The sequence below is a fragment of the Streptomyces sp. NPDC005791 genome (genome assembly GCF_042871485.1).
Lineage (GTDB): Bacteria > Actinomycetota > Actinomycetes > Streptomycetales > Streptomycetaceae > Streptomyces.
In genome coordinates, this window is the sequence record NZ_JBIAIP010000024.1 from 1 (window position 1) to 20,052 (window position 20,052).

Here is a 20,052-nt window from a genome sequence, read left to right on the forward strand (position 1 = left end):
CGCCCTGTGCGCGGTCGAAGACCGCGGGCCAACCACGGCAGTAGCTCCGTACCTCCGACTCCAGGGTCTCGAAGACACTCAGGGCGGGCGGGGTGATGGTCACAGCTGGTCTCCTGCTCGAGGGGTGTGACGGGCGGCGGGTCAGGCGTGCCCGGGAAGCCGCGCCCGGGCGGGGCGCGGGAGGGCGATCAGAGTTCTAGAACGGACCGATGCGGTAGAGCACTTCGGGCAGGTGCGTTCCCTCGGGGAACAGGGCACCGTCGAAGAGCACCTCGCGCTCCAGCGGAGCGTCGTGACGCTGCGCGAACGACGTGAACAGCCGGTCGGAGGCGGTGTTGTCCGGAGTGATGGTCGTCTCGACCGATGCCAGTCCCTGCTCGGAGGCGACGCGGGTGGTCAGCGCGTCCAGCAGCGTGGCCGCCAGTCCCTTGCCACGGTGCGCCCGGTCGACGGCCACCTGCCAGACGACGAGCGTCTCGGGGCGGTCGGGGCGGATGTAGCCGGTCACGAAGGCGATCGGGTCGCCGCTCTCGTCGCGGGCGACCACGGAGGTCGCCGCGAAGTCACGGCACCACAGCAGGTAGCTGTACGAGGAGTTGAGGTCCAGGACCTCGGAGTCGCGGGCGATACGCCAGATCGCGGCTCCGTCCTCCACTCGCGGGGTGTCGATTCTGAGGAATTCGCTTCGGGCACGTGCAAAATCTGCTGGTGCGGCGGTCATGCGAATTGAATTTACCCAGCAAAAATCGAAATTGCATCGCCGTGAGGGGTTGGGTGAACGCGCCTGCTGTGTTATCACGCGGGCGCGGGCCGGGCTCCGCGCGGCGGGGATTCGGGCGTATCTGTCCGGTATTTTCCGGGCATAACGAACCGGTTGTGGGGTCGGTCACATATCTGCAACTCCCGTGACACCTGTTCGGATTACGTGGATGTCCTCAGCGGAAACCAGGGCGTTTAGGTCCGAAGAACGGGGGAAGAAGAATGCGGGGAGCTGCTCCCGATAAAGCAGCTCCCCTTTCGCGTCGATTACATCGGCCGCTGAGGGCCGGAATTAATTCAGCTGTTCGGCCAGGTTTCCGCGACGGCTTCGCGGGCAGCATCGATATCGGTCTTCCGGCCCGCGTCCGTCAGGGCCGTGCCCAGGGCGGCCAGCGAGGACAGCACCGCGTCCCGCGTGGCGTCCACGCCGTAGTGATTGACCCGGACCATCTCCTTGGACAGCGCCCCACCGCCCGCGATCAGCGGCAGCGACGGGTCGGCCGCCAAGGCGTGCGAGACCAGCGCGGCGGCGTCGACGCCCGCCGGTGTACGCAGCGTCGTGGCGACCGGTGCTGCGTCACGCGCGTCGTGGACGTACGGCTCCAGCCCGCCGCCGAGCGCCGTGGCGCCCGCACGGGTCGCCGCGGCCGCCGACGCGTGCCGCGCCATGACCGTGTCCAGGCCGTCCGCCTCGATCCGCTCCAGGCACGCGTCGAGCGCCAGCATCTCCAACTGGGCGGGCGCGTGCGGCAGCGCCGTGCGGCCCCCGTCGATCCAGCGGGCCTTCCAGTCGAGCAGCGAGAGGTACGACTGGCGCGGGGCCTGCGGGTTGCCGGCCATCCGCTCCCACGCCCGCGCGCTCACCGACACCGCGGACACCCCGGCCGGGCCGCCCATGGCCTTCTGCGCGCCGATGACGCACAGATCCACTCCCCAGGCGTCCACCAGCAGCGGCTCCGCGGCCACCGACGCGACGGCGTCCACCATGAACAGCGCGCCGTGCGCCCGTACCACCTCGCCGATCTCCGCGACCGGGTTGGTGTTGCCGGTCGCGGCCTCGGCGTGCACGAGCGACACGAAGTCGATCCCGGGGTGCTCGGCCAGGGCACGCTCCACCTGCTCGGCGGTGACCGCGGAACGGAACGGCACGGCGAGGTCGACCACCTCGGCGCCGCAGTCGCGCAGCCAGTTGCCGAAGGTCTGGCCGTACGGCCCGGTGACGACGTTCAGCGCCGTCGAACCGGGACGTGCGCCGCCCCGGATGCAGCCTTCGAGGGGCAGCAGCGCCTCGCCCTGCATGATGACGATGTCCTGCTCGGTGGCGAGGAGGCCGGCCACTCGCCGCTCGATCGCCGCGAAATGCGCGGCGGTGAGCGGTGCGAGGTCGAGGAACGGGTGCGTCACGGTGGTGCTCTCTTCGGGTCGGCCGGTGCGCGGTCAGCGCCTGCTTCGAGGGTACTAAGCACCTCTCGGACCCCCGGGCGGGCGGCCTCGTACAGTGCACTCCATGAGCGATCACGAGGTGGCGCCGGTGCTGCGGATCAAGGGGCGGGTGCTCGTCGGGCCCGACGAGGTGAGGGACGGACTCTGGGCGGTCGACGGGCGGATCACCTACGATCGGCCGCCCGGCGCGGACGGTGCCGTGACGCTCACCGGATGGGTGCTGCCCGGCCTCGTCGACGCGCACTGCCATGTCGGACTCGGCCACGAGGGGCCCGTCGACGCGGCGACCAGCGAGAAGCAGGCCCTCACCGACCGGGAGGCCGGCACGCTGCTCATCCGGGACGCCGGATCGCCCTCCGACACCCGGTGGGTGGACGAGCGGGAGGATCTGCCGAAGATCATCAGGGCGGGGCGGCACATCGCAAGGACCCGTCGTTACCTCCGCAACTTCGCCCACGAGATCGAGCCCGGCGACCTCGTCGCCTACGTCGCCCAGGAGGCGCGGCGCGGCGACGGCTGGGTGAAGCTGGTCGGCGACTGGATCGACCGGGACGCCGGGGACCTGACCGCATGCTGGCCGCGCGGCGAGGTCGAGGCCGCGATCGCCGAGGCGCACCGGCTCGGCGCCCGGGTCACCGCCCACTGCTTCGCCGAGGACGCGCTGCGGGACCTGGTGGAGGCAGGGATCGACTGCATCGAGCATGCGACGGGGCTGACCGAGGACACCGTTCCGCTGTTCGCGGAGCGCGGCGTGGCGATCGTCCCGACGCTGGTCAACATCGCCACCTTCCCTGCCCTGGCGGCAGGCGGTGAGGCCAGGTTCCCCCGCTGGTCCGCCCATATGCGCAGGCTTCACGCCGCCAGGTACGACACCGTGCGCGCGGCGTACGACGCGGGGATCCCGGTCTTCACCGGTACGGACGCGGGCGGGTCGCTGGCCCACGGTCTGATCGCGGAGGAGGTCGCCGAACTGGTGAAGGCCGGCATCCCGCCCCTCGACGCGCTCTCCGCGACGGCCTGGGGCGCGCGGCGATGGCTCGGCCGTCCCGTGCTCGAGGAAGGCGCTCCGGCGGACCTGGTGCTGTACGACGAGGACCCGCGGGCGGACGTACGGGTGCTGGCGTCGCCGCGGAGGGTGGTGCTCAACGGGCGGGTGAGGGGCTGACGGCCGGTTGACCGTGCGGTGGGCGCCGTGTTGACCGGCGGTGACGCCGCGACCCGCTGTCCCGTTGTAGCACTTCGGCACGTCGTCCGGGGTACTCGCCCTGAGTGCTCCGCGCACGGTGGAACGGGTGATTCCGAGGAACTCCTGTGCCGTTGGTATCGAAGGCGCACACGGAAACCCCGTCCTGCGGTGCCGCTGGTGGGTGACCGGTGGCACCGCCGTCGCCGGCGCAGTCGGCGACCTCGCCGAGACCGGAGGCAGCTCCTCGACCCCGTACATCGCGGGAGCCGCGGCCGTCCTGCCGGCGCCACGGTCATCGCACGCAAGCGCCCGAGGCTGATCACCCGCCCCGGGGAGCCGTCAGCCGACGGCTCTCCGGGGCAGTCCCTGCAGAGCCAGGTCGAGCGCCTGAAGGAATCTGTTGGTCGTCACCCGGTCGCGTACGGCGAGCCGCAGCCACTCGCTGCCCAGCCCAGGAAACGTGTCCCCGCGCCGCGCCGCGAAGCCGCGCGAGCGCAGCAGCTCCCGGACCTCGTCCGCCCGCTCCAGCCGCAGCAGCACGAACGGCGCGGCGGCCGGCTCCACCACCCGTACCTCGCTGAACTCCGCCAGCCCGGCCAGCAGATGCGCCCGGTCCACCGCGATCCGGTCCGCCGCGTCCGCGGCCTCGACCAGCGCCCGCGGCTCCATGCACGCCTCGGCCGCCGCCAGCGCGGGGGAGGACACCGGCCACAGCGGCTGCGCCTCCTGCAACAGCGCGATCGTCGCCGGGTCGGCCAGTACGTAACCGATGCGCAGCCCCGCCAGCCCCCAGGTCTTGGTGAGGCTCCGCAGCACCACCAGCCCGGGGACGTCCGTACGCCCGCAGAGTGCCTCACGCTCGCCCGGTACGGCGTCCATGAAGGCCTCGTCGACCACCAGCGTCCGCCCGGGCCGCGCCAGTCGCTCCAGCACGCCGGCGGGGTGCAGCACGGACGTCGGGTTGGTCGGGTTGCCGACCACCACCAGGTCCGCGTCCTCCGGTACCGCCGCGGGATCGAGCCGGAAGCCGTCCTCCGGCCGCAGCACCACCCGTCCGACCTCATGACCCGCCGCGCGCAGGGCCGCCTCGGGCTCGGTGAACTGCGGGTGCACGACGACCGGCCGCCGTGCGGGCAGCGCCCGCGCGAGCAGGACGAACGCCTCGGCGGCGCCCGCCGTGAGCAGCACTCTCTCCTCGGGGAGCCCATGCCGCCCGGCGACCGCCGTGCGGGCCGGCCGCCCGTCCGGATAGGCGGCCAGCGACCCCAACGACGCGGCTATCCGCTGCCGCAGCCACTCCGGAGGCGTGTTGGTCCGTACGTTGACGGCGAGGTCGGTCAGGTCCAGGCCGCGTACTTCCGCGTCGCCGTGGTGCCGCAGATCGGGCCCGGCGTTGTCGATGTGCTTCGTGGGGGGCATGGCAGCCATGGTGAACGGCTCGGCGCCATTCGTCGATGCCGAGTTTCCGGCCGACGGTCCCCGGCGGGCCACCGCGCAGGTCGCGGACGCCGACTTCCGCTTCGTGACCAGCAGTTCACCGGCGTTCATGAGCGCCGCAGCCTCCGCGACCGACCCGGTGGCCACAGCCTCACGGGGCGCCGCCGAGGGATTCGGCACGGAGACCACTGCCAGCGCGCCCGCCGTGTGCGACCGCACGGGCACCCCCAGACGCTCCGCGGCGGCGACGATGCCCGGCTCGTCGGCCCTCGAGTCGAGCGTCGCCAGCTCGACCACGTCATCGGCCTCCTGCCCGGCCTCCTGCAGCGTCCTCCGGATCAGCTCGACCACCTCCTCGGCCAGGACGCCGCGACGGGCACCGATACCGACGACGAGCCCGGCTCGGAGCATGGCGGGACATCCTTTCGAAGGACGCGGAGGGGAGAGGGACCGCAGGGGACACGCCAGGGTTGCGTGAGGTGCGTGAGGCGGCGTCGATCCGCTAGCAAGGGCCCATGGCGGTATTCGTCGCGCTCGGCGCGTTCCTGATGACCCTGGTGGGCGGTTGGGTCGCCCAGCGCGTCAGCGACCGCCGCCACCTCGTACTCGGCTTCGCCGGCGGACTGATGCTGGGTGTCGTCGGCCTCGATCTGCTGCCGGAGGCGGTGGAGGCCGCGGGCGGCGTCGTCTTCGGCGTACCCGCCGCCCTGTTGCTGTTCGTGGGCGGCTTCCTGACGGCGCATCTCGTCGAGCGTTCGCTGGCCGTACGCCAGGCGGCACACGGGGCGAGCGAGGAACGGGTGCCGCAGGTCGGGCTGACAGCGGCGGCCGCGATGGTGGGCCACAGCCTGATGGACGGCATCGCGCTCGGCGCCGCGTTCCAGATCGGCGGCGGGATGGGAGCCGCCGTCGCGCTCGCCGTCATCACCCACGACTTCGCCGACGGTTTCAACACGTACACGATCACCAGCCTCTACGGGAACGCCCGGCGCAAGGCGCTCCTGATGCTGCTCGCGGACGCCCTGGCACCGATCGTGGGCGCGGCGACCACCCTGCTGTTCACCCTTCCGGAGGAACTGCTCGGCTGTTATCTCGGTTTCTTCGGCGGGGCGCTGCTCTACCTCGCCGCCGCCGAGATCCTCCCCGAGGCGCACCATGACCACCCGGCCCGCTCCACGCTGCTGTGCACGGTCGTGGGGGTGGGTTTCATCTGGCTGGTGGTCGGCGTCGCGGGGTGACGTCATGCCCGGCAGTGCTCCACGAAACGCCGGGCCACCCCGGGCTCCGCCGCCCAGTGCGTGTGCAGATAGCTCGCGTGCACACCCCCCTGCACGAAACCCTCCACCCGTCGCTCCGGCTGGTGCAGACCCCAGGCGGGTGTCACGCCGGCCCCGGGCTCCAGCACCGTCCGGTGGAACTCGTGCCCGCGCAGCCGGGTCCCGGCCACGGCCAGCGCGCTGTCGGACAACGCCACCGCCTGCCGGTAGCCGAGCGTCAGCCGCTCGGACATCCGGGCCGAGGCGTCCAGCACCCCGCACATCGGCCGGCCGTCCAGCTCACGGGCCAGATACAGCAGCCCCGCGCACTCCGCCGCCACCGGAGCGCCGGACAGAGCCAGTTCGGTCACCGCCCGGCGCAGCGGCTCGTTCGCGGACAGTTCAGGCGCGTACATCTCGGGGAAGCCGCCGCCGATGACCAGCCCCGCCGTGCCCGGGGGCAGTTTCTCGTCGTGCAGCGGGTCGAAGACGACCACCTCCGCGCCCGCCGCCGTCAGCAGCTCGGCGTGCTCCGCGTACGCGAAGGTGAACGCCGCGCCGCCCGCAACGGCCACCACCGGCCGGGCCTCCGGCTCGGGGTGGCGCTCCGGCTCCCACGCCTCGCCGGGCAGGGCCGGTGCCGAACGGGCCAGTGCCAGCAGGGCGTCCAGATCACAGCCTTCCCGCACCCGCTCACCCATCGCCCGTACGGCGTCCAGGGCGTCGGCCTGCCGCTCGGCCACCGGGACCAGGCCCAGATGGCGTGAAGGGGTCGCCACCTGCGGCGCCCGCCGCAGCACCCCGAGCACCGGAAGCCCGGACTCGTCGAGCGCCTCCCTGAGCAGTGCCTCATGGCGGTCGGAGGCCACCTTGTTCAGGATCACCCCGCCGATCCGTACCTCCGGGTCCCAGGAGGCGAATCCGTGGACGAGGGCAGCGACCGAACGCGACTGCGAGGACGCGTCGACGACCAGGACGACGGGTGCCCGCAGCAGCTTGGACACCTGGGCCGTGGAGGCGAGTTCACCCTGTCCCGAGGCACCGTCGTACAGCCCCATCACACCTTCGACGACGGCGAGGTCACAGCCGCTCGCACCGTGTCCGAACAGCGGGGCGACGAGCCCGGGCCCGCACATGTACGCGTCGAGGTTGCGCCCCGGGCGGCCGGTGGCCAGCGCGTGGTAACCCGGATCGATGTAGTCGGGCCCCACCTTGTGCGGGGACACCGCGAGGCCACGCCCCGCGAAGGCCGCCATCAGGCCCGTGGCGACCGTGGTCTTGCCGCTGCCGGACGCCGGTGCGGCGATGACCAGACGAGGAACACTCACCACTCGATGCCTCTCTGGCCCTTCTGGCCGGCGTCCATCGGGTGCTTGACCTTCGACATGTCGGTCACCAGGTCGGCGGCCTCGATCAGCTTCTGCGGGGCGTTCCGCCCCGTGATCACCACGTGCTGCGTGCCCGGACGGTCCCGCATCACCTCGACGACCTCGTCGGTGTCGATCCAGCCCCAGTGCATCGGGTAGGCGAACTCGTCGAGCACGTACAGCTTGTACGTCTCCGCCGCCAGGTCACGCTTGACCTGCTCCCATCCCTCGCGTGCCTTCTCCTCGTTGTCGGAGTTGTCACCGTGAATGCCGCGCTGGACCCACGACCAGCCCTCGCCCATCTTGTGCCAGTCGACGGTGCCGCCCTCGCCGCTCGCACCGAGCACCTTCAGCGCGTTCTCCTCGCCGACCTTCCACTTCGCCGACTTCACGAACTGGAACACCCCGATCGGCCAGCCCTGGTTCCAGGCCCGCAGCGCCAGCCCGAAGGCCGCCGTCGACTTGCCCTTGCCGATGCCCGTGTGGACGAACAGCAGCGGACGGTTACGCCGCTGACGTGTCGTCAGTCCGTCGTCCGGTACCGATACCGGCTGTCCCTGTGGCATCAAGCGGCCCTTCCCGCAGCGGTGATGTTCTTGACCAGCCCGGCGATCGAGTCGGCGCGCAGTTCGTCGAGCGTGACCGCGCCACCCCCCAGGTCCCGGGCGAGCTGTGCGGCGAGGCCGAGGCGTACGAACCCCGACTCGCAGTCCACGACGACGGACGCGGTGCCTTCGCAGGCGTGCAGCCGCCCGGCCCGCGCCGCCAGCGCCACCGGGTCGACACCCCCCGTCGCCCGGCCGTCCGTCACGACCACGAGCAGCGGCCGGCGCGACGGGTCGCGCAGCCGTTCCACCCGCAGTACGTCGTGCGCCTTGAGCAGTCCGGCGGCCAGCGGGGTCCGTCCACCGGTCGGCAGCGACTCCAGCCGTGCGGCCGCCGCGTCCACCGACGAGGTGGGCGGCAGCGCCACCTCGGCGTCCCTGCCCCGGAAGGTGACCAGCCCGACCTTGTCCCGCCGCTGGTACGCGTCCAGCAGCAGCGACATCACCGCCCCCTTGACGGCGGCCATCCGTTGCCGGGCCGCCATCGATCCGGAGGCGTCCACGACGAACAGCACGAGGTTGCCCTCGCGCCCCTCCCGCGTCGCCTGCCGCAGATCGTCACGCCGTACGACGAGACCCCGCCCCGACCGCCCGCGCGACCGCTGGTGCGGCGCCGCCGCCTGGACGGTCGCCGCCAGGTGCAGCTTCGTCAGCGCACCCTCGGGCCGCCGCGACCCGGTGGTCCGGCCGTGCTCGGTGCGCGCCCGCGACCGCCGCCCGGCCGCGCCCTCGCCCAGTCCTGGCACGCTCAGCATCTTCGTGCGGAACGGCTCGCCCGCCCGCACCGGCTGCTGTTCCCCGGCGCCGCCCGGCGTGGGCGCGTCCCCGCTCCCCGCCCCGTCCGGTCCGGGCGCGTCGGTGCCGCCGTCGTCGGGGCCACCCGCATCCGTGCCGCCGTTGCTCTCGGGGCCGCCGCCTTGTGGGGGCACCCCGCCGCCACCGGGCCCGTCGGGGTCCGGCTCGTCGTCGCCTTCGCCGTCCGCCGCGTCCTGGAGGGCCTCGTCCAGCTTGTCCTCGTCCAGCCCGGGCGCGTCGAACGGATTGCGCCGCCGCCGGTGGGGGAGTGCCAGGAGCGCGGCCTGCCGTACGTCGTCCTCGGCGACCTCCTCGCGGCCCGCCCATGCGGCCAGCGCCGTCGCGGTGCGGGCCATGACGATGTCGGCACGCATCCCGTCGACCTCGAACGCCGCACACGTCGCCGCGATCTGCCGCAACACGCCGTCGCCCAGCACCACGTGCGGGAGCAGGGCACGCGCGGCGACGATCCGCTCACGCAGCGCCGCCTCCTCGTCCGCCCACCGCGCCGCGAACCCGGCCGGGTCGTCGTCGTAGGCGAGCCGCCGCCGCACGACCTCCACACGCAGATCGGTCTCACGCGAGGCGGCCACCTCGACGGTCAGCCCGAAGCGGTCCAGCAGCTGGGGGCGCAATTCGCCTTCCTCGGGATTCATGGTCCCGACCAGCAGGAAGCGTGCCGCGTGACGGACGGAGACACCTTCGCGCTCGACGTACGAGGCGCCCATGGCCGCCGCGTCGAGCAGCAGGTCCACCAGGTGGTCATGGAGGAGGTTGACCTCGTCGACGTACAGGATCCCGCGATGGGCGTCGGCGAGGAGACCCGGCTCGAAGGCCTTCACACCCTCCGAGAGCGCCCGCTCGATGTCGAGAGCGCCGACCAGCCGGTCCTCCGACGCGCCGACCGGAAGCTCCACGGTCCGCGCCGGACGCGACACGCCCGTACCCGTCTCATGGGGGCCGTCGGGACACGCCGGATCGGGCGCACCGGGGTCGCACGAGAAACGGCACCCCGCCACGACCGCGACCTCGGGCATCAGGGCGGCGAGCGCCCGCACGGCGGTGGACTTGGCGGTGCCCTTCTCCCCGCGTACGAGAACCCCGCCGACGGCCGGACTCACGGCGTTGAGCAGGAGCCCGAGCCGCAGATCGTCCTGCCCCACGATGGCGGTGAAGGGATACGGCGTACTCACAGTGCCTCCTCGGTGATGTGCGCTTGCGGGCCGACACGTTCCGCCCCGGCCCCCGCCGCCGGGGCCCCCGGCGGCACGAACGGCAGCCCCTCCGGCGCCCCCGCCTCGATCAGCCGCCACAGCGCGTCCGTGTCGGCGTGCTCCTCGATCAGATCCCCCAGCCGGTCCAGCTGCTCCTCCCGCAGCGCACCGAAACTCGTGTCCGGTGCCGGGACGAACCGCCGCCCCGCGGCCCGCGCGACCTCGCCGAGGAACGCCCGCCGGAACGCGTCGCTCTCCAGCGACCCGTGCCAGTGCGTCCCCCAGACCGAACCCACCCGGCACCCGTCCAGGAACGGCTCGCCGCCGGCCACCTCGGCGACCCCGTGGTGGATCTCGTACCCCTCCACCGGCTCCCCGAGCGCCGTCCCGACGGGCCGGGCCAAGACCTTCTCCCGGCCGAAGCGGACCCGCACCGGCAGCAGCCCGAGCCCGTCGACCAGACCTGCCCGCGACTCCACGTCGTCCTCGATGCGCTCCCCCAGGACCTGGAACCCGCCGCAGATCCCCAGCACCGGCCGCCCCTCGGCGGCCCGCCGTCGCAGCGCGTCGGCCAGCCCCCGCTCGCGCAGCCACGCCAGCGCCTTCACGGTGCCCCGCGTCCCGGGCACGACCACGAGGTCCGCGTCGGCGAGCTCCTCCGCCCGGTCCACGAACCGCACCACGACACCCGGCTCGGCCGCCAGGGCGTCCACATCGGTGAAGTTCGACATCAGCGGGACGGCGCACACCGCGACGCGCAGCACGTCCGCACCGTGCGGCGGCGCCACGACCGATTCCCGTACGGCGCCGCGCATCGACACCCGCAGTCCGTCCTCCTCGTCGATGCCCAGACCGTGGGCGTACGGCAGCACCCCGTACGTACGCCGGCCCGTGAGCCCGAGGAGCATGTCGAGACCGGGCTCCAGCAACGACACGTCACCACGGAACTTGTTGACGAGGTACCCGGCGACCAGGGACTGGTCCTCGGGGCTCAGCAGCGCCGTCGTGCCGAAGAACGAGGCGAACACACCGCCCCGGTCGATGTCCCCGACCACCAGCACGGGAAAGCGCGCGGCCCGGGCGATGCCCATGTTGACGATGTCCGTACGCCGCAGATTGATCTCGGCCGGACTGCCCGCGCCCTCGCAGATCACGGCGTCGTACGTGCCCCGGAGCTGCTCCAGACAGTCCACGACCGTCCCCAGCAGCGCCTCCTGGCGCCCTCCGTGGTAGCCGCGCGCACTCATCTCGCCGACCGGCTTCCCCATCAGGACGACCTGGCTCGACCGGTCACCACCGGGCTTGAGCAGCACCGGGTTCATCAGCGCCGACGGTTCCACCCGGGCGGCCTGCGCCTGCATCGCCTGGGCCCGGCCGATCTCCGCGCCCTCCCGGGTGACGAACGAGTTCAGCGACATGTTCTGCGCCTTGAACGGTGCGACCTTCACCCCCTGGCGCACCAGCCACCGGCAGATCCCGGCCGTGACGACACTCTTGCCCGCGTCCGACGTGGTTCCCGCGACCAGCAGCCCGCCGCTCATCCGTCTCTCCGTCCCATGGCCAGCCGTCCCGCCGCACACACGGCGAGGGCCAGCACACTCACCCGGCGCGACAGCCGCACCGCCCGTTCGACGTCCGTGACCCGCACGTCCCGGCCCGCCTCGCCGTTGAGGACCGGCCGGTGCTCGACCCGCCCGCCGTACGCGAGGGTGCCGCCGAGCCGTACGCCGAGCGCGCCCGCGAACGAGGCCTCCACCGGGCCCGCGTTGGGGCTGGGATGCCGGCCCGCGTCGGCCCGCCAGGCCCGGACGGCCGCGCGCGGACGCCCTCCGGCGGCCACGGCGAGCACGGCGGTGAGCCGGGCTCCGGGCCAGCCGGCGACGTCGTCGAGCCGGGCCGATGCCCAGCCGTAACGCCGGTAGCGGGGCGACTTGTGGCCGACCATGGCGTCGAGGGTGTTGACGGCCCGGAAGGCGACGAGCCCGGGCACCCCGCCGAGCGCGCCCCACACCAGTGCGCCCACGACGGCGTCCGAGGTGTTCTCGGCGACGGACTCCACCACCGCGCGGGCGATCTGCTGTCCGTCCAGTGCCTGCGGATCACGGCCGCACAGATGCGGCAGCCGCTCCCGGGCCGCTTCGATGTCCCCGGCGGCCAGCGCCCCGCCGACGGCGCGCGCCTCGCGGCCCAGCGAGGTGCCCCCGACGACGGACCAGGTGGCGGCGGCGGTCAGCGCCACGGCGGCTGCGGGACGGTTCCGCACGGCACGGGCGGCCAGCGCGGCGGCGCCCGTGGCACCCCCGGCGCAGACGAGCGTGTGCAGGGCGCCCCAGCCGCGGTGATCGCGCCACAGACGGCTCTCGGCACCCGCCGCGGCGCGCCCGAAGGCGGCGACGGGGTGACCCCGCCGGGGATCACCCAGCAGCAGGTCGCCGATCAGGCCGGCTGCGGCGCCGTACGCGAAGATGCGGTCGGCTCTCACCGCTCAGCCGGCCGTCGCGCCTCGAAGGACCATCACGACGGGTGGTGTGGTGACCGACGCAGGGCAGCCAGGCATGGCGTATGTCCTCACTCAGGGTCCGCGCCCTGGTTCGACGTGACCGGCGACGAGAGTCTCCTGGCTTCCGGATCCGCAGGTCCTCCGGCCTTCCAGCCCGCGGTGGCGGGCCGTGACTTCCGTGTGGAGGCTGCTCCCCGGTGACAGTGGCGGGACCGCGCCGGATTCGCACCGGCTTCCTCTCCTGTCGCCGTAAGGCCGGCTGGGCCGGCCTCAATGGCTACGGCAGTCCACCATGCGCCGCGAACGCCCGTCAACCTGCCGCTGACCTGCGAGGCTGCGGAACCGGTTCGGTGTGCTCAGACGCACGCCGGCCGGACACACCCGTGGTGTGTCCGGCCGGTGACTGCCCCGCGTGGAGGTCAGGCGACGATCAGATAGATGCCGTACGCGACCGCCGCCAGGCACAGCCCGAAGCAGGCGTAGGCGCCGGTGCGCGCGAGGACGCCGGCCCCGCCGCCGCCCTGCGCCGTCGGCGTCTGCCTGGCCAGGCCGGTGATGCCGAGGGTGAAGAGGCCCACCAGTGCGACGGTGATCACGAGGCTGACGCCGAAGACGGAGGCGAGAGCTGCCCAGTCGATGTTCATACGGATCTGTCCTTACACCGTGGCCGGCCGGGCCGGATCGGCCGGGGTCTCGGCCGTCGCGGCCGGAGCGTGGATGGTGGTCTTGAGCTCGGTGGCGGCCACGCCGACGGGCGGCGGGCTGACGGCCGCGATGGCGGTCGTGACGACGCCCACGGGCTCGTCCCCGGTCGCGTTGACGTTGGTGTGGTCGACCGGCTTGCGGCGCGACAGCATCCAGATGGCGCCGGAGCCCGCGACGAGCAGGACGGCGACCACGGCGACGCCCCAGGGGCCCTGCTTGGTCAGGAACTCGGCACCCGCGGCGACCAGGCCGGCGGCAGGCAGTGTCAGCCCCCAGGCGATGAACATCCGGGTGGCGGTGGACCAGCGGACCACGCCTCCCTTGCGTCCGAGGCCCGCGCCCATGACGGCACCGGAGCAGGACTGCGTGGTGGAGAGGGAGAAGCCGAGGTGCGAGGAGGCCAGGATGACCGTGGCGGCGCTCGTCTGGGCCGCGAAGCCCTGCGGCGGACGCAGGTCGGTGAGGCCGCTGCCCATGGTGCGGATGATGCGCCAGCCGCCGAGGTAGGTGCCCAGCGCGATGGCGATACCGGCGGAGGCGATGACCCAGACCGGCGGGTTGGAGCCGGGGGCGAGGACACCACCGGTGACCAGCGCCAGGGTGATGATGCCCATGGTCTTCTGCGCGTCGTTGGTGCCGTGGGCGAGCGAGACGAGACCGGCGGAGGCGATCTGACCGGCGCGGTACCCCTTGGCGGTCGACTTCAGCTGGGCCGGATCCGTGATCTTCCGGTTCAGGCGGTACGTCAGCTTCGTCGCCAGCAGCGCGGCGATACCGGCGACGACGGGCGCGGCGATCGCGGGCAGCAGGACCTTCGTGACGACGGTGCCGCCGTTGATGGAGGACCAGCCGGCCGACATGACCGCGGCGCCGATGAGGCCGCCGAAGAGTGCGTGGGAGGAACTGGAGGGCAGGCCGACCAGCCAGGTCAGCAGGTTCCACAGGATGGCGCCGACGAGCGCGGCGAAGATGACCTCGGTTCTGAGGCCGTCCTCATTGACGATCCCGCCGGAGATCGTCCTGGCGACCTCCACCGACAGGAACGCGCCGACGAGGTTGAGAACGGCGGACATGGCCACCGCTGTCTTGGGCTTGAGCGCGCCGGTCGAGATGGTGGTGGCCATCGCGTTGGCGGTGTCGTGGAAACCGTTCGTGAAATCGAACACGAGAGCTGTCACGACCACAATCGCGAGCAGCAGCGTGATGTGTTCCATTTACCCAGGCAATCGTTCGACGTCATTGGCACGTGGAACGTAAGCAACCAGGGTGAACGGAAGATGAACTGAGCAGGGCGGCACGGTGACCCCAAGCGCGTACGTGGGTTCCGTTTGTGTGCGTGCCGCATGACCGGAGACCTCTGTTCCGTTGCGGGGACAGGCCCCGGCCGTCGCACGCCCTCCGCCCGGATGTCCGATGTGTCCCCCTGGAGAGACATCAGTCACGTCCCCTCACATGCCCCCTAAGATCCCCCGCATGAGTGACGTGAGCACGGAGGCGATCGGACGGGCCTGGGGCGGGGTCGTCGAGACGGCCCGAAGGACGGCGGCGGACGGCCTGGTCGTCGGCACCTCGGGCAACGTCTCGGCCCGGGTCGGCGACATCGTCCTGGTCACCCCCAGCGGGGTGCCCTACGACCGGCTCGGCCCCAGGGACGCGGTCGGCGTCGACATCGAGGGGCGTCAGGTCCTCGGTGACCTCGTCCCGACCAGCGAACTCCCGCTCCACCTGGCCGTCTACCGCGAGACCGACGCGGCGGCCGTCGTCCACACCCACGCCGTGCACGCCACGGCCGTCTCCACCCTCGTCACCGAGCTGCCGCTCGTCCATTACGCCGCCGCCATGCTCGGCGGCCCCGTCCGCACCGCCGCCTACGCGCGCTACGGGACACGGGAGCTCGCCGACGCCATGCTGGCCGCCCTGCGCGACCGCACCGCCTGCCTGCTGCGGAACCACGGCACCGTGGCGTACGGGGCCACCCTCGACGAGGCCTACGACCGCACCGCCCAGCTCGAATGGATGTGCAGGCTCTGGCTTACCGCGAGCTCCGTGCCCGGCCACCGGCCGAGCCTCCTCACACCGGCTCAGCTGCGCGACGTCCAGGACGCCCTGGAGGGGTACGGCCAGCCCGGCTGAGCCCGGCACGCCGCACCGTCCGGCCGACGCCCACTGGCCGTCGGCGCCGGCTGCCGGGACACTGGAGCGGTGCGCCCGGCAACAGCGGCGGCAGTGGCCGTCACCTCGATCCTCGGCGTCGGCGCGGCAGCGGTCGCCGCCGGCCGCTACGCCAGCGACGCCGCCCTCGGGGCGCCCTCGCCCCGCCCGTTCCCGGCGGACCGCCGGCTCACCGTGCACGCCACGGCGGCCGGGCAGATCACCCTGACCCGGTCCTTCACCGCGCTACGCCCCGGCACGTACGGACTGACCGGCCGCGGCGTCCACGCGGTGGTCGGCCCGGTGATCGACCAGGTGCCCGGCCATTCCCTCGTCTCCCCCGACACCGTCGTACGCCGGCTGGAACGCGTGACCCTCGGCAGCCTGAAGCCGGGCGCCAGGGTCCGCCTCACCCCGGAGCTCCACCGAGGCGACCCCCTCACCGCCCTCGGCCTCGCCTACAAGGAGGTCGAGGTCCCCGGCGAACTCGGCGCACTGCCCGCCTGGTTCGTACCCGGCGCCCGCGACACCTGGGTGATCACCGCGCACGGCCTCGGTGCCACCCGGGACCACCCCATGAACGTGATGGGTTTCCTCCACGCCCAGCAGTTCCCCGTGCTCGACCTGGCCTACCGGGGGGACGCGGGCGCCCCGCGCTCCCCGGACGGCCTCTCCCACCTCGGCGAGTCCGAATGGCGTGACCTCGACGCGGCCATCCGCTACGCCGTGCGCTACGGCGCCGAGAAGGTCATCCTCCTCGGATGGTCGTCGGGCGCCTCCATGGCGCTGCACACGGCCGTCAACTCCGCTCTCCGTGACCGCGTCCGCGGCCTCGTCCTCGACTCGCCGGTCCTGGACTGGAAGACCACCCTGCGCGCGCTCGCCTCGGCCCGGGGCGTGCCCTCCGCGCTGCTGCCGCTCGCCGTCCGGGCGGCCCAGGGGCAGACCGGGCTGCACGGCGCACCGCTCCTGGACACCTCGGTGCCGACGGCCCTGCACGTCCCCACGCTGATCGTCCACGGCCCCGACGACGCCCTGGCCCCCTGGCAGCCGTCGCGCGAACTCGCCGCACGCCGCCCCGACCTGGTGGCTCTGCACTCCGTGCCGCAGGCTCCGCATGCGGCGATGTGGAATGCCGACCCGGCCGGCTACGAAGAGGTGCTCCGTCGCTTCCTCACGCCCCTGATGTGAGCTGATGGGACGGAACCGCCCGGTTGGTGCCCCGGCGCCGGCGCCTCTCGAACCCCGGTGACACCGCTTCCGTTTGGGCTTTCGGCCCGTCAGAGGCAAGACTGCTCCTCGTGACGTCCCGTACCCCGCGCGACTCCAGGCTGCGACTTGTCCGCCCACGACCCCAGGCGACCGCCCGTAAGGCCGTGACGACCCGGCGCACCAGGCCGGCCCCCCGCCCACCCGAGGGCACACCGCCACCGGCGGAACTGGCACGGCAGGCCAGGGCCGTACTGGCCGACGCCGTGCGGATCGCCCACTGGGCGGCGGACGGCACGAGTCCGGGCTCCGTCCCGCTCGCCGCCCGGGCCCTGGAAGCCGCGGCTGCCGCGCTGGAGCTCTCACCGGCCCAGGTGATGGCCGGCTGGGACCGGGCCAGACTGGCCGGCCTCATCGAGATGCACGGCGACACCGCCCGCCCCGGCTGGCGGCTGCGCGCCTGGGACCGCGACGACTCCGCCGTACTCCGCGGCTGGGTCGCGCTCTTCGACGCATGGTCGCTCGTCCACGCCTCACCCGACGGCATCGAGGCCACCGCGGTGGCCGAAGCCGTCGAGGCCGTCCCCCAGGTGCTCTCCCTCCTCCAGCTCTCGGCGGGCGCCGTCGCCGTGCCCGCGCTCCTCGACCTGCTCGGACAGCGCGTCGCGGAACTCCACGAGGAGCGGTGCGAGGTGCCGTACGGGCCGCAGGAGCAGCCCGCACCCGCCGGTGGGCAGTCCGCCGACCTGAACGCCCTGCTGCTCGACTGGGCCCTCGAGGGTCTCGCCTCCGTCGGCGCCCTCACGCTCGGCGCGGGCCATGCCACCCTCACCCCGCTGGGCAACTGGGCGGTCTGGGTCAAGCTGGAGCAGATCTGCGTGGCCGCGCAGAGCCCGGCCGGCAACATCGAGCAGCCCGCGGCCGACATGCTGCTCGGCTGCGCACGGCTCACCCCCGGCCCGGCCCGTGCCGAATACCGGGCCTGGCTGGCGGCCCGGCCCGTCGGCAGTGCCGTGGCCGAACTGCTCGCCGTCGCCCGCGGTGAGGACGCCCTGCTGCGCGGCCTCGCCTTCGAGGCGCTGCGCGTCGTCGGCGCGCCCGCAGAGCCCGTCGTCCGCTCCGTCGTCACCGAAGCGCCGCTGCGCCCGTACGCGCTGCTCTGGCTCGCCGAGTACGAAGGGACCGACCCGGACGACGCCCAGGACGTCCTCAGCCGGGAGGAAGCCACCTGGCTCTGGGTCGACACCGCCGCGGCCGTGGCCGACCACGGCGAGACCGGGCTGCTGGTCCGCCACCTCGACTCCGCCGTCCAGGGCACGGTCCCCGCGCTCCTGGACGAGGTACGGGCCGTCGGCCACCCGCGGACCGTCCAGGTGCTGGTGGCGCTGGCCGCCGCCCACCCGGACCCGGCCCTCGCCAAAGCCGTGCGTCGCGCCGCCTTCCAGGTGCACACCGGCGGGGTCTGACCGCCATCGCCCGCACAGCCCCGGGGTCACCCGGACCGAGATCCCCGGGGCGCACGCGAGGTGATATCCGTCTCAGTCTTCGGCGGGTCACCCGCAACCCCGGCCGAGGGTGTCGCGCCGACTGAGCCCGCGTGACGTACCGCAGGGGCGCCGTGAGGGCCGGGAGCATGGCGGAAAAGCAGGTGGACACCGCCAGTAGACTGAGTCCCATGGCAATTCTCCTTGTGCATTAGACGGCGTCGAGTCGTGAGTCCGCTGTCCCTCCGCCGTCCATACCGCCCTGGAGTTTTTCCGTGATCACCGCTTCCGGCATCGAGCTGCGCGCCGGCGCCCGCATCCTCATCGAGTCCGCCTCCTTCCGTATCGCCAAGGGCGACCGCATCGGCCTGGTCGGGCGCAACGGCGCCGGCAAGACCACGCTCACCAAGTGCCTGGCGGGCGAGGGGACATTGGCCGGCGGCACCATCACCAACAGCGGGGAGGTCGGCTACCTCCCGCAGGACCCGCGCACCGGCGACCTCGAGGTCCTGGCCCGCGACCGCATCCTCTCGGCCCGCGGCCTCGACGAGATCCTGCGCAAGATGCGGGAGAACGAGGAGCGGATGGCGAACGGCAAGGGCGCCACCCGCGAGAAGGCGATGAAGCGTTACGAGCGCCTGGAGACGGAGTTCCTCACCAAGGGCGGATACGCCGCCGAGGCCGAGGCCGCCACCATCGCAGCCGCGCTCAGCCTGCCCGACCGGGTGCTCGGCCAGCCCTTGCACACTCTTTCCGGTGGTCAGCGCCGCCGGGTCGAGCTGGCCCGCATCCTGTTCTCGGACGCCGACACCCTGCTGCTAGACGAGCCCACCAACCACCTCGACGCGGACTCGATCGTCTGGCTGCGCGACTATCTCAAGACCTACCGCGGCGGCTTCATCGTGATCTCCCACGACGTCGAGCTGGTCGAGACCGTGGTCAACAAGGTGTTCTACCTCGACGCCAACCGCGCGCAGATCGACATCTACAACATGGGCTGGAAGCTCTACCAGCAGCAGCGCGAAGCCGACGAGAAGCGCCGCAAGCGTGAGCGGCAGAACGCCGAGAAGAAGGCCGCGTCCCTGAACTCGCAGGCCGACAAGATGCGTGCCAAGGCGACCAAGACCGTCGCCGCCCAGAACATGGCCAAGCGGGCCGAGCGGCTGCTCTCGGGGCTGGAGGCCGTGCGGGTCTCCGACAAGGTGGCGAAGCTGCGCTTCCCGGAGCCGTCCCCGTGCGGCAAGACCCCTCTGATGGCCGAGGGCCTCTCCAAGTCCTACGGGTCGCTCGAGATCTTCACCGACGTCGACCTCGCCATCGACAAGGGTTCGCGCGTCGTCATCCTCGGCCTCAACGGCGCCGGCAAGACGACGCTGCTGCGGCTCCTCGGCGGCGCCGAGAAGCCCGACACCGGCCGGATCATCGAGGGCCACGGCCTCAAGCTCGGCTACTACGCCCAGGAGCACGAGACCCTGGACCCGGAGCGCACCGTCCTGGAGAACATGCGGAGTGCGGCGCCCGACCTCGACCTCGTAGAGGTCCGCAAGACGCTCGGTTCCTTCCTCTTCTCCGGTGACGACGTGGACAAGCCCGCCGGAGTGCTCTCCGGTGGTGAGAAGACCCGGCTCGCCCTGGCGACCCTCGTCGTCTCCTCCGCCAACGTCCTGCTGCTCGACGAGCCCACCAACAACCTCGACCCGGCCAGCCGTGAGGAGATCCTCGGAGCCCTGCGCACGTACAAGGGCGCCGTCGTCCTCGTCACCCACGACGAGGGCGCGGTCGAGGCGCTCCAGCCGGAGCGGATCATCCTGCTGCCCGACGGGGTCGAGGACCTCTGGGGTGCGGACTACCGGGACCTGGTCGCCCTCGCCTGACCCGCAAGGGCCCCGGGACCGGCGCGGAGCCCGGTGATCCAACACGTCTGGATCATTCGGCCCATCA

At 72.8% G+C, this 20,052-nt stretch carries 17 protein-coding genes and 1 riboswitch; of the genes, 7 read left to right on the forward strand and 10 right to left on the reverse strand.

Annotation, left to right across the window (positions count from 1 at the left end):
- Positions 1–196 precede the first annotated feature (196 nt).
- Together ectA and ACFYSH_RS31595 are read right to left on the reverse strand one after the other, a co-directional pair.
- The gene (gene ectA, locus ACFYSH_RS31590; protein WP_359476188.1) at positions 197–721 is read right to left on the reverse strand and encodes a diaminobutyrate acetyltransferase; all 525 of its coding nucleotides are present in this window, start codon (positions 719–721) and stop codon (positions 197–199) included.
- A 335-nt stretch (positions 722–1,056) separates the two neighbouring features.
- Positions 1,057–2,163: an aminotransferase class V-fold PLP-dependent enzyme gene (locus ACFYSH_RS31595; RefSeq protein ID WP_359476191.1), complete on the reverse strand. Its 1,107-nt coding sequence runs from the start codon at positions 2,161–2,163 to the stop codon at positions 1,057–1,059.
- A 103-nt stretch (positions 2,164–2,266) separates the two neighbouring features.
- Here ACFYSH_RS31595 and ACFYSH_RS31600 point away from each other — a divergent pair, with 103 nt between their 5' ends.
- Together ACFYSH_RS31600 and ACFYSH_RS31605 are read left to right on the forward strand one after the other, a co-directional pair.
- Positions 2,267–3,367: an amidohydrolase family protein gene (locus ACFYSH_RS31600; RefSeq protein ID WP_359476194.1), complete on the forward strand. Its 1,101-nt coding sequence runs from the start codon at positions 2,267–2,269 to the stop codon at positions 3,365–3,367.
- 202 nt (positions 3,368–3,569) lie between these two features.
- Positions 3,570–3,707, forward strand: coding sequence for an LAETG motif-containing sortase-dependent surface protein (locus tag ACFYSH_RS31605; RefSeq protein WP_359476197.1), 138 nt, complete (start codon positions 3,570–3,572; stop codon positions 3,705–3,707).
- A gap of 20 nt (positions 3,708–3,727) precedes the next feature.
- Here ACFYSH_RS31605 and cobC read toward each other — a convergent pair whose 3' ends face one another.
- Complete coding sequence (cobC, locus tag ACFYSH_RS31610) at positions 3,728–5,236, reverse strand: Rv2231c family pyridoxal phosphate-dependent protein CobC (protein ID WP_388757001.1); 1,509 nt, start codon at positions 5,234–5,236, stop codon at positions 3,728–3,730.
- 104 nt (positions 5,237–5,340) lie between these two features.
- On the opposite strand from cobC, the gene ACFYSH_RS31615 reads away from it, so the two are divergent.
- Positions 5,341–6,063 (forward strand): ZIP family metal transporter, encoded by a 723-nt coding sequence (locus ACFYSH_RS31615; protein WP_359476203.1) that lies wholly within the window; start codon positions 5,341–5,343, stop codon positions 6,061–6,063.
- A gap of 2 nt (positions 6,064–6,065) precedes the next feature.
- Here ACFYSH_RS31615 and ACFYSH_RS31620 read toward each other — a convergent pair whose 3' ends face one another.
- From ACFYSH_RS31620 to ACFYSH_RS31650, 7 genes are all read right to left on the reverse strand, one after another.
- Positions 6,066–7,412: a cobyrinate a,c-diamide synthase gene (locus ACFYSH_RS31620; RefSeq protein ID WP_359476206.1), complete on the reverse strand. Its 1,347-nt coding sequence runs from the start codon at positions 7,410–7,412 to the stop codon at positions 6,066–6,068.
- Positions 7,406–8,014, reverse strand: coding sequence for a cob(I)yrinic acid a,c-diamide adenosyltransferase (gene cobO / locus ACFYSH_RS31625; protein ID WP_033305549.1), 609 nt, complete (start codon positions 8,012–8,014; stop codon positions 7,406–7,408). Before cobO ends, ACFYSH_RS31620 begins: the two co-directional genes overlap by 7 nt.
- Entirely contained in the window at positions 8,014–10,041 is a 2,028-nt protein-coding gene (locus tag ACFYSH_RS31630) for a putative cobaltochelatase (RefSeq protein WP_359476209.1), read from the reverse strand. Before ACFYSH_RS31630 ends, cobO begins: the two co-directional genes overlap by 1 nt.
- Positions 10,038–11,603: a cobyric acid synthase gene (locus tag ACFYSH_RS31635; protein ID WP_359476212.1), complete on the reverse strand. Its 1,566-nt coding sequence runs from the start codon at positions 11,601–11,603 to the stop codon at positions 10,038–10,040. Before ACFYSH_RS31635 ends, ACFYSH_RS31630 begins: the two co-directional genes overlap by 4 nt.
- Positions 11,600–12,544: a cobalamin biosynthesis protein gene (locus ACFYSH_RS31640; protein WP_359476215.1), complete on the reverse strand. Its 945-nt coding sequence runs from the start codon at positions 12,542–12,544 to the stop codon at positions 11,600–11,602. Before ACFYSH_RS31640 ends, ACFYSH_RS31635 begins: the two co-directional genes overlap by 4 nt.
- A gap of 128 nt (positions 12,545–12,672) precedes the next feature.
- Positions 12,673–12,802: riboswitch (cobalamin riboswitch) on the reverse strand.
- 179 nt (positions 12,803–12,981) lie between these two features.
- On the reverse strand, positions 12,982–13,206 hold the full coding sequence (locus tag ACFYSH_RS31645) for a hypothetical protein (protein ID WP_359476218.1): 225 nt from the start codon (positions 13,204–13,206) through the stop codon (positions 12,982–12,984).
- A 12-nt stretch (positions 13,207–13,218) separates the two neighbouring features.
- Complete coding sequence (locus ACFYSH_RS31650) at positions 13,219–14,481, reverse strand: inorganic phosphate transporter (protein WP_359476221.1); 1,263 nt, start codon at positions 14,479–14,481, stop codon at positions 13,219–13,221.
- A 259-nt stretch (positions 14,482–14,740) separates the two neighbouring features.
- Here ACFYSH_RS31650 and ACFYSH_RS31655 point away from each other — a divergent pair, with 259 nt between their 5' ends.
- The 4 genes from ACFYSH_RS31655 to ACFYSH_RS31670 all read left to right on the forward strand — a co-directional run bounded on the left by ACFYSH_RS31655 (position 14,741) and on the right by ACFYSH_RS31670 (position 19,985).
- The gene (locus ACFYSH_RS31655; RefSeq protein WP_359476224.1) at positions 14,741–15,400 is read left to right on the forward strand and encodes a class II aldolase/adducin family protein; all 660 of its coding nucleotides are present in this window, start codon (positions 14,741–14,743) and stop codon (positions 15,398–15,400) included.
- Between the two features lie 69 nt (positions 15,401–15,469).
- Entirely contained in the window at positions 15,470–16,609 is a 1,140-nt protein-coding gene (locus tag ACFYSH_RS31660; protein WP_388757009.1) for an alpha/beta hydrolase, read from the forward strand.
- Between the two features lie 185 nt (positions 16,610–16,794).
- Positions 16,795–18,093, forward strand: a complete 1,299-nt coding sequence (locus ACFYSH_RS31665) for a hypothetical protein (protein WP_359476334.1) — start codon at positions 16,795–16,797, stop codon at positions 18,091–18,093.
- Positions 18,094–18,386: 293 nt separating this feature from the next.
- Positions 18,387–19,985 (forward strand): ABC-F family ATP-binding cassette domain-containing protein, encoded by a 1,599-nt coding sequence (locus ACFYSH_RS31670; RefSeq protein ID WP_388757012.1) that lies wholly within the window; start codon positions 18,387–18,389, stop codon positions 19,983–19,985.
- The last annotated feature ends 67 nt before the right edge of the window (positions 19,986–20,052 follow it).

Bases quoted from the DNA above. Each gene is read 5' to 3' on its own strand.
- cobO (WP_033305549.1), bottom strand. From the start codon at position 8,014: ATGCCACAGGGACAGCCGGTATCGGTACCGGACGACGGACTGACGACA.
- ACFYSH_RS31650 (WP_359476221.1), bottom strand. From the start codon at position 14,481: ATGGAACACATCACGCTGCTGCTCGCGATTGTGGTCGTGACAGCTCTC.
- cobC (WP_388757001.1), bottom strand. From the start codon at position 5,236: ATGCTCCGAGCCGGGCTCGTCGTCGGTATCGGTGCCCGTCGCGGCGTC.
- ACFYSH_RS31600 (WP_359476194.1), top strand. From the start codon at position 2,267: ATGAGCGATCACGAGGTGGCGCCGGTGCTGCGGATCAAGGGGCGGGTG.
- ACFYSH_RS31655 (WP_359476224.1), top strand. From the start codon at position 14,741: ATGAGTGACGTGAGCACGGAGGCGATCGGACGGGCCTGGGGCGGGGTC.
- ectA (WP_359476188.1), bottom strand. From the start codon at position 721: ATGACCGCCGCACCAGCAGATTTTGCACGTGCCCGAAGCGAATTCCTC.
- ACFYSH_RS31645 (WP_359476218.1), bottom strand. From the start codon at position 13,206: ATGAACATCGACTGGGCAGCTCTCGCCTCCGTCTTCGGCGTCAGCCTC.
- ACFYSH_RS31615 (WP_359476203.1), top strand. From the start codon at position 5,341: ATGGCGGTATTCGTCGCGCTCGGCGCGTTCCTGATGACCCTGGTGGGC.
- ACFYSH_RS31635 (WP_359476212.1), bottom strand. From the start codon at position 11,603: ATGAGCGGCGGGCTGCTGGTCGCGGGAACCACGTCGGACGCGGGCAAG.